Origin of the sequence: Bradyrhizobium sp. 2TAF24 (genome assembly GCF_052115025.1) — a bacterium.
In the GTDB taxonomy this organism is placed as follows: Bacteria; Pseudomonadota; Alphaproteobacteria; order Rhizobiales; family Xanthobacteraceae; genus Bradyrhizobium_A.
Map to the genome: position 1 here is coordinate 74,461 of NZ_JBFRFW010000023.1, position 11,799 is coordinate 86,259.

General features: G+C 67.0%; 9 protein-coding genes. 6 read left to right on the top strand and 3 right to left on the bottom strand.

The window, feature by feature from the left end; all coding sequences use genetic code 11:
• Positions 1 to 30: 30 nt before the first annotated feature.
• The 3 genes from AB4Z37_RS28405 to AB4Z37_RS28415 all read right to left on the bottom strand — a co-directional run bounded on the left by AB4Z37_RS28405 (position 31) and on the right by AB4Z37_RS28415 (position 3,356).
• Entirely contained in the window at positions 31 to 771 is a 741-nt protein-coding gene (locus AB4Z37_RS28405) for a response regulator (RefSeq protein WP_441520070.1), read from the bottom strand.
• Positions 768 to 2,276 carry a sensor histidine kinase gene (locus AB4Z37_RS28410; protein WP_441520071.1) on the bottom strand — a complete coding sequence of 503 codons (1,509 nt, stop codon included), beginning with the start codon at positions 2,274 to 2,276 and terminating at the stop codon, positions 768 to 770. Before AB4Z37_RS28410 ends, AB4Z37_RS28405 begins: the two co-directional genes overlap by 4 nt.
• A 435-nt stretch (positions 2,277 to 2,711) precedes the next feature.
• Positions 2,712 to 3,356 carry a hypothetical protein gene (locus AB4Z37_RS28415; RefSeq protein ID WP_441520072.1) on the bottom strand — a complete coding sequence of 215 codons (645 nt, stop codon included), beginning with the start codon at positions 3,354 to 3,356 and terminating at the stop codon, positions 2,712 to 2,714.
• A 415-nt stretch (positions 3,357 to 3,771) separates the two neighbouring features.
• On the opposite strand from AB4Z37_RS28415, the gene AB4Z37_RS28420 reads away from it, so the two are divergent.
• The 6 genes from AB4Z37_RS28420 to AB4Z37_RS28445 all read left to right on the top strand — a co-directional run.
• Positions 3,772 to 5,397, top strand: coding sequence for an outer membrane beta-barrel protein (locus tag AB4Z37_RS28420; RefSeq protein WP_441520073.1), 1,626 nt, complete (start codon positions 3,772 to 3,774; stop codon positions 5,395 to 5,397).
• A 59-nt stretch (positions 5,398 to 5,456) separates the two neighbouring features.
• Complete coding sequence (locus AB4Z37_RS28425; protein ID WP_441520074.1) at positions 5,457 to 6,176, top strand: outer membrane protein; 720 nt, start codon at positions 5,457 to 5,459, stop codon at positions 6,174 to 6,176.
• A 17-nt stretch (positions 6,177 to 6,193) separates the two neighbouring features.
• A complete protein-coding gene (locus tag AB4Z37_RS28430; RefSeq protein WP_441520075.1) occupies positions 6,194 to 6,355 on the top strand; it encodes a hypothetical protein in 162 nt (53 codons plus the stop codon).
• Positions 6,356 to 6,630: 275 nt separating this feature from the next.
• Positions 6,631 to 7,836 carry an efflux RND transporter periplasmic adaptor subunit gene (locus tag AB4Z37_RS28435; RefSeq protein ID WP_441520076.1) on the top strand — a complete coding sequence of 402 codons (1,206 nt, stop codon included), beginning with the start codon at positions 6,631 to 6,633 and terminating at the stop codon, positions 7,834 to 7,836.
• Positions 7,837 to 7,996: 160 nt separating this feature from the next.
• A complete protein-coding gene (locus AB4Z37_RS28440) occupies positions 7,997 to 11,242 on the top strand; it encodes an efflux RND transporter permease subunit (protein WP_441520077.1) in 3,246 nt (1,081 codons plus the stop codon).
• A 15-nt stretch (positions 11,243 to 11,257) separates the two neighbouring features.
• A partial coding sequence (locus tag AB4Z37_RS28445; protein ID WP_441520078.1) for a TolC family protein occupies positions 11,258 to 11,799 on the top strand: 542 nt, incomplete at its 3' end.

Genomic DNA, 11,799 nt, shown 5'->3' on the forward strand with positions numbered 1-11,799 from the left:
GGCCTTCGGGCCGCCCGTTTCGTTTGCGCCTCACGATTCCATCGTGCTCGGCACCTCGGCCACCAGCGGCGGCGGCGCCGGGTCGGCCTGCAGGCGGTAGCCGACGCCGGATTCGGTGACCAGCAGCCGCGGCCGGTCGGGATCGGCCTCGATCTTCTGGCGCAGCTTGCGCACGAGGATGCGCAGGTACTGCACGTTGTCGCGCTGGCGCCCGCTCCACACCTCGCGCAGCAGCTGGTCGTGGGTGACCACGAGGCCGACATGGGTCGCGAGCACATGCAGCAGGCGATACTCCTTGCGCGTCAGCTTGATGCGCGCCGTCCCGACGGTGACGCTGCGGGCGACGAGATCGACGCTCAAGGCCCCCGCCATCACCACCGGATTCTCGGTCCTGGACTTGAAGTAGCGCCGCAACGCCGCCTCGCCGCGCGCCAGCAGCTCGGCGATGCCGAACGGCTTGACGACATAGTCGTCGGCGCCGCGCTTGAGCAGGCGAACCTTTTCGGCCTCGTCGGACTCGATCGACAGCATGATCACCGGCGTGTTGGACCAGCCGCGCAGCCGCTCCAGCACCTCGTCGCCGGTGATGTCAGGCAGCCCGAGATCGAGAATGATCAGGTCCGGCGTATCGAACATCGCCGCCCTGAGGCCGGCCTCGCCGGTCTCCGCCTCCACCACCGCATAGCCGTGCAGCTCGAAGCCGGCGCGCAGGAAGCGGCGGATCTTCGGCTCGTCGTCGATCACCAGGACCGTATTCACCGGCTCGCTCATGGCGCTGCTACCGTCAGCTCCGGCGCGGCGTCGCACGCCACCGGCAGCGTGATCGTGGCGACCGTGCCGCCGCTCGCGCCGCGGCTCGCCAGCGCGAGCACGCCGCCATTGGCCTTGACGAACGCCGAGGCGATCCACAGCCCGAGGCCGAAGCCCGGCACGGCGGCGAGATGGCGCGCGCCGCGAAAGGTCTTGCGGCCGAGCTGGCGCTGCTCGTCGGATGTCAGCCCCACCCCTTCATCCAGCACCATAAAGGCGATGTGCCCGGCGTCAGCACGGACGCGGATGACGACGAGGCTGCCCGCCGGGGAATATTTCGCGGCATTGTCGAGCAGCTGGCCGCAGGCCTCGGCGATCAGCACGGCGTCAACCTTGACCAGCGGCAGCTGTTCGTCGAACTCGACCCGCACGCGGTGCCGCGCCAGCCGGCGCGTCTTGCGCTCGATCGCGGCATTCATGATGTCGCAGGGATCGGCCCATTCGACCCGCGGCCGCACCCCGCGGCTGGTGACGCGCGAAGCGTCCACGAGGTTGCGCAGGAAGCCGTCGAGCTGGACCGCCTCGTCATGGATGCCGTCGACCAGCCCGCGGACGGTGGCATCCGTTCGGATCGCGGGCGTCGCCTCCAGCACGCTGGCGGCGCCGAGGATCGAGGTCAGCGGCGTGCGCAGCTCGTGCGAGATCACGCCGTGCAGCGCATCCTTCAGCAGTTCGTCGCGCAGGCGCAGCCGCGCCTCGCCCATCGCCGTGCCGACATCGATGCGCGCCAGCGTCACGGCAGCCTCGTCGATCACCGCCTCGAGCCGGCGCAGGTCCCGGTCGATCACGGCCTCGCTGCGGCCGCCGATATCGACCACGATCACGCCGTGATGGGCCGCCTCGGACGACACCGCCTTGAGAATCCAGAAGGTCTGCGATACGCCGTCGAACGCGGTGCGGGGCACGACGTCGCCGCGCACGATCATCGCCAGCGCCTCGCGGCGGATATCGGCCGGCACGGCCGAGCCGTCGGGTGCGGCGATGTCGTCGTCGTCCGACGACGCCACAAAGGCCGCGCGGCGGCCGAGCGTCGCGGAGACATAGGCCTGGATCGCCAGCACGAGGTCGCGCACCGTGAAGCACAGCGCGAGCTGGCGCGAGAACTCGTAAAGGCCCTGCAGCGACTGCTCGCTCTGGCGCAACGCCTCGGCCTCCTGCCGCAGCCGCGCCGCGAGATTGCTGCAGACCATCGCGACCAGCAGGAACAGCGCGAGGTTGATCGCTTCCTGCGGATCGTCGACGCGCAGGCTGTAATACGGCGTCAGGAAGAAGAAGTCGGCCGCCAGCGTGCCGGTGATCGCCGCCGCCATCGCCGGCCAGAAGCCCCAGCGCGTCGCCGCGATCAACACCGGAATCATGTAGACGATCGGGCTCAGCTCCAGCGACAGCGCGGCGTCGAGCAGCAGCAGCCCGACGGTGGCGACGACGGTGAGCAGCACAGCGACGAGCGCGGCCGGAACGCGCACGCGCAGCCGGCGCGGCGCGGCGGACGGGGAAGCGGCGGCGGGAGCATTCCCGCCCGCGCGGCTTCGGACAATGACTTCAAAGCTCAGCAATCGGATCTCGCACAGGGCCCGCCGACGCACACCCGGCGGGTCCCGGCGAGGGACCACGTCGGCATCGGTGATCAGAGAATGTGCAGGCGATGCGGTCGACAAGACCCGGAGCCCCAGCCGCCCGAGCGCCGCGATCATTGCGACCGCGACCATGCGGCGTGAGCCCGAATCCAGTCCTGACGATGCCTCGAACTGCCCCGGCGGCGGCAACGCTCGCCCCGAATGGCGGAGGAAATCCATACGGAATCCACCGTAGAAAAATAAAGAACGCATAAGGATGCCCTGCCCACGCGATCGCCGCCCGCTGTGGACGGCCCGCAACGTCCGCCGGACGGCGGACAGGTCTCAATGCTCGGCGACGTCGCGCCCGGCGAGAACCAGCGACGGCCGGGACTGCCGCGCCAGATCCTCGGCCCGGCACGCCATGACGATGTCGCGGAACGACATCGTCTCCACCGGCAGATCCACAACGACATCACGCACGGCGCACGAGGCGGTCTCGTCCGGCGGCGCCGGCGGACGGGACAGCGTGATCGTCGCGGCCGGGCTGTCGAAGCGCGGTGGATAGAGATAGTGGGCCATCAGCCAGGTACGCGACGCCGGCGCGCCGCGCTCCAGCAACTCGGTTGCCAGCAGCTTCGCTGCGGGGAGGATCGCGCTCCAGTTGGCATACTCACGCGCCAAAACCTCGAGCGAGAGGATCTCTGTCGCGATCGACGCGAACAGCAGGTTGGCGGCGCGCGCGCTGCGCGCGGTCGAGGCCTTGCGCAGCGCCTCGCGCAGGTTGCGATGGCCATCGATGAAGTCGCGCAGGCCCGACTTCCAGAGCATATCGGGCAGGCACGCATAGCCGTGCATGGCGTGATAGGTGGTCACGAGGTTGCGGCATTGCGCGCGCAACGCGTCAGGAATGAAGTCGAAGGACACAGCACCGACAATGCCGCGCGGTTCGTTCAGCGCGCAGGAGTCGGCGTTCGCTTTCATAGGCATGGATCTGTCTCGCGGCACACGATCGTCTCGATAGCCCGGCGAGAAACAGGATAGTGAGTGTCGGGAGTGGGTTTCGATGAAGATTATCGACTGAAACAGTAGAAAAAAAATATCTTTTTAACCCGCGCCGGCTTCATGCACGGGCGCGCGCCGCGTTCGGTGTGCAAATGCGAAGAATGTCGTAACGACGACGCATCATCATTCGCACGAAAAACAGGCAAAGTCACCAGGCAATCGATCGATTGATGTGCAATCGCGCGTGCGTGAAGACGCCGCGCTATTTTATCTTAATGTTTCGCCGAAGCGACGCGTATCGATTTTTTGCGACGCGCTCCGGAAAACTCCCGTTACCGATTTTTTAGGAATCGGAGCAGCGCAAAATTGGGGACGCTGCACAAACGGGGTTGGTCGTGTCATGAAACGAATTCTTCTTGCGGGTGTGTCGCTGGCCGCGATCGGATTGATCGATGGCGCCCGGGCGGCAGACTACAGTCTTGTCACGAAAGCGCCGGCAGGTTGCGATCCGTACAAAAACTATTCCTGCCTCGATGCCTATCTCGGCGACGACGTCGCCAGCCGCTTTCTGAACTACTACCGGCTGGAGTGGGGACACGACGGCGCGCCGCAGGATCCGAAGGCACCGGCCGGCCGCCGCGCCGACTGGCCGGCGACGCCGCAGAGCACGCCGCCGATGCCGTTCACCGAATGGCCCTATGGCGGCTCGACCAATCTCGGCGTGACGCGGCCGAACTCGGTCGACAGCCCGTTGATGACGGCGATCGCCAACACGCCGCTGGGCCAGGCGATGAGCGACGCGCACATCCAGCTCTATGGCTGGGTCGACGTCGGCGGCAATCTCTCCAGCAACTCGGTCAAGCCCGGCGGCAACGCCCCGGCGGCCTACAGCTACACGCCGAACACGGTGCAGCTCGACCAGGCGGTGCTCTATCTCGAGCGCCTGCCCGACACCGTGCAGAGCGACCACATCGACTGGGGTTTTCGCGTCTCGGCGATCTATGGCGAGAACTACCGCTACACCACCGCCTACGGCCTGTTCAGCAACCAGTTGCTGAAGAGCAACGCGGTGAACGGCTTCGACATGCCGATGATCTATGGCGAGGTGTTCATCCCGCAGGTGATGCAGGGCCTCAACGTCCGCGTCGGCCGCTTCATCTCGATTCCGGACATCGAGGCGCAGCTGGCGCCGAACAACTACATGTACTCGCACTCGATGACGTACACGTTCGACAACTACACCAACACCGGCGTGCAGGCGACGCTGGCGGTCAACAAGAACGTCATCCTGCAGTTCGGCGTCACGGTCGGCACCGAGGCGATGCCCTGGCATGTCGGCGCCAACATTCCGAACCCGTTCCCGAACCCGGTGTTCCCGGGCACGACGATGAAGAAGGATCCGGGCGCCATTCCATCCTTCACCGGCGGCATCCGTCTGACCAGCGACAGCGGCAACGACAACATCAACATCGTCGCCGACGGCATCAACTCCGGCACGTGGGGCTACAACAACCTTCAGTGGTACGGCTTCACCTACTATCACAAGTTCAACGACCAGTGGCACCTCTCGTTCGAAGCCTACGAGCTGTTCCAGCGCAACGTGCTCAACATCACCGATCCGCTCGGCATTGTCGCCAACAACGGCTTCCCGTTCTCGCCACAGCAGATGCCGTTCAACGCGCCGAGCCTTGCGGTGTGCAGCAACCCCGCCGTGGTGACCTGCACGGCGCGGGCCTTCGCCGCGCTCGCCTACCTCAACTACAAGTTCGCGCCGCTCGACAACCTGTCGTTCCGCGGCGAGTTCTACGACGACGAGGAAGGCCAGCGTACCGGCGTCAAGACCCGCTATCTGGAGTTCGGCATCGGCCTGCAGCACTGGTTCTCGCCGCAGATCGAACTGCGCCCCGAGGTCAGCTACTACCGCTCGCTCGACGCACCCGCGTTCAACGGCAACAGCAACGCCGGCATCGCCCCGACCAAGAGCTTCGCGCTGATCGGCTCGATGGACGCCATCATTCACTTCTGACGAGCGCGCCGGGAGCGCGCGCCGAACGGCGCGCCTCCCGTGCGTGACGAGAGGACATCATGAACACCCTGAAGACTGCTCTTGTGAGCTCCACCATGCTCGCCCTCCTGGCGAGTTCGGCAGCCTCCGCCGCGGACCTCGCGGTCGCGCCCTTCACCAAGGCGCCGCCGCTCTCCCCCGCCTATGACTGGTCCGGCTACTATGTCGGCGTGTTCGGCGGCGGCGGCGTCTCCAACCATGACATCAGCAACATCGGCGGCACTGCCAACTATGGCGGCAGCGGCGGCGTCGCCGGTGGCGCGATCGGCGCCAACTGGCAGTTCGGCACCACCGTGCTCGGCATTGAGGCCGATGGCAGCTGGGCCGGCATCAAAAGCGACGACGCCTTCGCGCTCGGCCCCAACGACGCCACCGCGCTGCGCTGGACCACCTCCGTGCGCGCCCGTGCCGGCTACGCCATCGACCGCTTCCTGGTGTTCTTCACCGGCGGCTGGGCCTATGGCAGCCTGCGTCACACCGACACCGATCCGGTGCTCGGCCGCGACAGATTCACCACCGGCCGCAGCGGCTGGACCGCCGGCGGCGGCCTCGACTACGCCTTCACGCCGGAGCTGATCGGCACGTTCGACTATCGCTACTACGACTTCGGCAGCTTCAGCCGCGGCGGCGCCGCGCTGACACCCAATGGTCAGCTGCCCTACCGCGTCACCAGCACCGCTTCCACGGTCACTGTCGGCCTCGCCTACAAGTTCGGCGGCCCGGTGATCGCGCGCTACTGAGCGGAGGAGCAACTGTCATGAAATCGTCATATCACCGCATCGGCCTGCTCCTGGCCGCGGCCACCCTCGCTGGCCTGCTGTCCGGCTGCATCAGCGACACCGGCCCGCAATCCATCGGCAACGACCAGCTGCGCTACTATGGCGGCCCCAAGGAGCCGCGCTGGCCGGTCACCCCCTAGGATCCGGCCCGGGCGTGACCGCAAGGTCACACCACCGGACAGCCTAGCCATCCCCCCAGGAGGTTCGCGCCACGGGCCTTGCGGTTCGCGGCGCGAGCGGGCATGAGCGGATTTGGCGCAGGTCGAATCCGGCTGGGGACAGCGACTGTAAGGTGGGTGTAAGGTCACCTTGCTAACGAGTTCCCGACGGACGGCCGCTCGCGGGGCGGCCTGCTTATCTCAATGGTTTTGCACGGATTTTTATCCGGCGAGGGTCACTTCGGGAGATCGCTTTCATGCCGTTTCGTCTAAAGCCCACGATCGGCGTCGGCGCGGCAGTGGTCGCGGCCCTTATGCTGACCGGGGCCTGGTTCATCTTCCGCGGCGGCGATGCGCCTGTCGCCAAGGCGCAGCAGGACAGCAGCACGGCCGGCACCGTCGACATCGCCAAGCAGACCGTCGACGTCACCGAGCAGCAGGCCGCCAGCTTCGCCGTGGGACCGGCCGGCACCCGTGAATTCAGGGTGCTGAAGAACGCCGTCGGCAACATCGACTTCAATCAGAACATGCTGGTGCAGGCGTTCACCCCGAACCCCGGCCGCATCGTCGACACCTATTACAATGTCGGCGACGAGGTGAAGAAGGGCGAGCCGCTGTTCACCATCGACAGCCCGGACCTGCTCAACGCCGAATCCAACCTGCTGGCCACCGCCGGCGTGCTCGAGCTGCAGATCCGCACCCTCAATCGCGTCAAGCAGCTGTTGAAAGCCGGCGGCGGCGCCCAGAAGGACGTCGACCAGGCGACCTCGGACCAGCAGACCGCCGAGGGCAACTTCAAGGCCGCGCGCGACGCGGTGCGCATCTTCGGCAAGTCGGAAGCGGAGATCGACCGCATCCTCAACGACCGCAAGGTCGATTCCATCCTGATCGTGCCGAGCCCGATTTCGGGCCGCATCATCAGCCGCAACGCCGCGCCGGGGCTCTATGTCCAGCCCGGCAACGCGCCGGCGCCGTTCACCCTCGCCGACATCTCCACCATGTGGATGATCGCCAACGTCATCGAGACCGATGCGCCGGCCTACAAGCTGGGCCAGCCGGTCGAGGTCCGCGTCCCGGCCTATCCCGACGCCGTGTTCCGCGGCCGCGTCTCGACGCTCGGCCTCAACATCGACCCGACTTCGCACCGCCAGCTGGTGCGCTCGGTGATCGACGATCCGCAGCGCCTGTTGCGCGCCGGCATGCTCGCGACCTTCACCATCGAGGTCGAGGCGCCCAAGCAGTCGGTGGCGCTGCCACTCAGCGCGATCGTGCGCGAGGGCGACGGCACCATGACGGTGTGGGTCACCTCCGACCGCCGTCGCTTCGAGCGGCGCCAGGTGAAGATCGGCCTGGAGCAGGACGGCTGGCGCCAGATTCTCGACGGACTGAAGCCGGGAGACCTGGTGGCCACCACGGGGGCGGTCTTTCTCAGCAACAAGTTCGCCACGGCCGTCACCGGCTAACGACGCAGGGCGGATCGCCGGGGTCCCGGCGCACCGCCCGGCGAGCATGCCCGCAGCCCGGGTCACCTCTTGAGAGGCCCTCCCGGTTCCGTCGGCGGCGCACGGTTTGCAAAGACCGCCTGTGCCGCCGTTCAGCCGCCGCCTTTTGAGAGTACGTGCCTTGATCAAGAGCCTTATCGAGTTCGGTCTGACCCGCAGCGCCATCATCGTGCTGGGCCTCGCCGTGTTCTGCGCCGCGGGCCTCGTGGCGTTCACCAAGCTCAACATCGAGGCCTACCCGAACCCGGCGCCGGTGATCCTGGAGATCACGGCCCAGGCGCCGGGCCTGTCCGCCGAGGAGATGGAGAAGTATTACACCATCCCGATGGAGGTCGGCCTCTACCCGACGCCGGGCGTCGTCAACATCCGCTCGACCTCGTTCTACGGCCTGTCGTTCGTGCGCGTCACCTTCAAGTACGGCGTCGACTACTACTTCGCGCTGACCCAGGCGGCGAACTCGATCCAGCAGAACATCACGCTGCCCAACAACCTCGTCCCGACCATCCAGCAGTCGAGCCTCGTCGGCGAGATCTACCGCTATGAGCTGGTCGGCCCGCCGAACTTCGGCCTGACCAACCTGCGCACGCTGCAGGACTATGTCGTGGCGCGGCGGCTGATGACCATTCCCGGCGTGGTGCAGATCAATGCCTGGGGCGGCACCACCAAGCAGTTCAGCGTCGAGGCCGACCTGCAGAAGCTCGAGGCCTACAACATCACCGTGCCGCAGCTGGTGCAGGCGCTCGGCAACGCCAACATCAATGTCGGCGGCCGCGAGATCTCGATCGGCCAGCAGTCGGTCAACATTCGCGGCATCGGCCTGATCGATTCCGGCGGCGCCGACGACGTCACCAAGGGCTACCGCATCCGCGACATCGAGAACGTGGTGCTGACCCAGTCCGCCGGGCTGCCGATCCAGATCAAGGACGTCGCCAAGGTTTCGATCGGCTACGTCCCGCGGCTCGGCATCGCCGGCCGCGACAAGGACGACGACGTCGCGGCCGCGATCGTGGTGATGGGCCGCACCCAGCACACCAACGAGATCATTCCCAAGGTCGAGGACGAGGTAGCCAAGCTCAACAGCGACGGCAGCCTGCCGCCCGGCGTCAAGATCGTCTCCTACTACGACCGCTCCTCGCTGGTCGGCGTCACAACCCACACCGTGCTGCACAACCTGATCTTCGGCTGCATCCTGGTGTTCCTGATCCAGTGGGTGTTCCTCGGCGACCTGCGCAGCGCGCTGATCGTCAGCGCCAACATCCCGTTCGCGCTGTTCTTCGCCATCATCATCCTGGTGCTTCAGGGCGAGGACGCCAACCTCTTGTCGCTCGGCGCGGTGGACTTCGGCATCATCGTCGATTCCGCCGTGATCATGATGGAAAACATCTTCCGCAACTTCCAGTCGCCGCCGGAGAACCGGCTGCGCATCCTCAAGCATCTCGTCGACGGCTACTGGGGCCCCGACCCGACCACCAAGACCGGCGGCGACGGCTCGGCACCGACCTGGACCGACCGGCTGCGGATGATCTATGTCAGCGCGCTGCAGGTCGACAAGGCGGTGTTCTTCACCGCCGCCATCACCGTCACCGCGTTCGTGCCGCTGTTCACCATGCAGGGCGTCGAAGGCCAGATCTTCGGCCCGATGGCCCGCACCTACGGTTATGCGCTGGCCGGCGCGCTGCTCGCCACCTTCGCGGTGACGCCGGTGCTGGCGTCGCTGCTGATGAAGCACGATATCGAGGAGGTCGAGACCTTCATCGTGCGCAAGCTGCGCGCGTTCTACACCCCGGTGCTGCGCTGGTCGCTCGACCACGTCAAGGTCGCGGTGGCGGCGGGCGCGATCTTCCTCGCGCTCAGCGGCCTTGCCGCCAGCCGCCTCGGCAGCGAATTCCTCCCCGCGCTGGAGGAAGGCAATTTCTGGATCCGCGCGGCGATGCCGCCGACCCTGTCGCTGGAGGCCGGCAAGCCCTACGTCGCCAAGATGCGCGAGATCCTGCTGCGCCACCCCGAGGTCATCACCGTGGTGTCGCAGCACGGCCGCCCCGACAACGGCAGCGACGCCTCCGCATTCTCCAATGTCGAGCTGTTCGCCCCGATCAAGCCGTTCGACGAATGGCCGCCCGGCCTCACCAAGGAGAAGCTCACCGAGGAGCTGCAGCAGGAATTCGCCGCCGAGCTGCCCGGGATCGACTTCAACTTCTCGCAGTACATCCAGGACAACGTCGAGGAAGCGCTGTCCGGCGTGAAGGGCGCCAACTCGGTCAAGATCATCGGCCCCAACCTCGAGGTGCTGGAGCAGCTCGCCACCCAGGTCAAGGCCGAGATGGCCAAGGTCAACGGCGTCGCCGACCTCGGCATCTTCCGCCTGCTCGGCCAGCCCAACCTCAACATCAGGATCGACCGCGACAAGACGGCGCGCTACGGCCTCAACACCGGCGACGTCAACACCGTGGTGCAGGCGGCGCTCGCCGGCACCAACGCCACCACCGTGCTGGAAGCCGACCGCTCGTTCGGCGTGGTGGTGCGGCTCGATCCGAAATTCCGCCAGAGCATCGACACGGTGCGCGACATCAAGGTCGCCTACCAGACGCCGGCGGGGACCAACGCCTACATTCCATTGAGCGAGCTCGCCACCATCTCGCTGGACACCGGCGCCTCGTTCATCTACCGCGAACGCAGCCAGCGCTACATCCCGATCAAATTCAGCGTGCGCGGCCGCGACCTCGGCAGCACGGTGGCGGAGGCGCAGCAGCGCGTCACCCAGGCGGTGCAGCTGCCGGCGGGCTATCGCCTGGTGTGGTCGGGCGAGTTCGACAACCTGCAGGCGGCCAAGGCGCGCCTCGTGATTGTGGTGCCGATCACGCTGCTCTTGATCTTCGTCCTGCTGTACGGCCTGTTCAATTCGCTGCGCGACAGCCTGCTGGCGCTCGCCGGCATCCCCTTCGCGATCGGCGGCGGCCTGATCGCGCTGTACTTTGCCGGCCTCGACTTCAGCATCTCGGCGGCGATCGGCTTCATCTCGCTGTTCGGCGTCGCGGTGATGGACGGCATTCTCAACATCACCTACTTCCGCGAGCTGCGCGCCTCCGGCATGAGCATCGCAGAGGCGGTATTCAACGGCTCCGAGCAGCGCATGCGGCCGATGCTGATGACGGCGCTGTCGGCCGGCGTCGGCCTGTTCCCGGCGGCGCTGTCCCACGGCATCGGCAGCCAGGTGCAGCGGCCGCTGGCGACCGTGGTGGTCGGCGGCATGTTCATCGGCCCGCTGCTGCTCTTGGTGGTGGCGCCGGCGCTGCGTAAGATCTTCCTGTCGCGCGAAGCGGCACCGCACAGCGATGCGGTCGCCTCGCCGCCGGAAGCGGCTCACTGACGGGGGGATTGATCGATGCGTAACCTCGGAGCCAGCGCTCTTCCCTCCGCACGAACGATCCGCCGCCGGCTGCGCCGGATGCCCGGCGTGGTGTCCGGCCTTGCCGCCTGCGCCGCCGGCCTGATGCTGGCGGGCTGCGCGGTCGGGCCCAACTTCTCCTCGCCGCCGACGCCCGACGTCGCCGGGTACACCCCGGAGCCGCTGGCCTCGCCGCGCGCCGCACCCGGCGCGCCGCGCGTCGCCGGCCAGCGCTTCACCAATGGCGCCGACATCCCGACCCGCTGGTGGGCGGCGTTCCGCTCAAAACCGCTCAACGACCTGATCCGCCTGTCGATCGAGCACAATCCGTCGCTGCAGGCGTCGGAAGCGGCGATCCGCGTCGCCCAGTTCAATGCGCTGGCGCAGCGTGGCCTGTTCTTCCCGCAGATCGGCGCCAACTACACCCCGTCCGACCTGCAGCAGTCCGCCAACGGCACGGTCGACCCGGAAGTGACGCCGCAGACCCGCTACACGCTGCACACCGCGCAGCTCAACGTCAGCTTCACGCCGGACATCTG

Excerpts from the sequence above, each read along its gene's own strand:
- AB4Z37_RS28405 (WP_441520070.1), bottom strand. The coding sequence starts at position 771 with ATGAGCGAGCCGGTGAATACGGTCCTGGTGATCGACGACGAGCCGAAG.
- AB4Z37_RS28415 (WP_441520072.1), bottom strand. The coding sequence starts at position 3,356 with ATGCCTATGAAAGCGAACGCCGACTCCTGCGCGCTGAACGAACCGCGC.
- AB4Z37_RS28420 (WP_441520073.1), top strand. The coding sequence starts at position 3,772 with ATGAAACGAATTCTTCTTGCGGGTGTGTCGCTGGCCGCGATCGGATTG.
- AB4Z37_RS28425 (WP_441520074.1), top strand. The coding sequence starts at position 5,457 with ATGAACACCCTGAAGACTGCTCTTGTGAGCTCCACCATGCTCGCCCTC.
- AB4Z37_RS28430 (WP_441520075.1), top strand. The coding sequence starts at position 6,194 with ATGAAATCGTCATATCACCGCATCGGCCTGCTCCTGGCCGCGGCCACC.
- AB4Z37_RS28435 (WP_441520076.1), top strand. The coding sequence starts at position 6,631 with ATGCCGTTTCGTCTAAAGCCCACGATCGGCGTCGGCGCGGCAGTGGTC.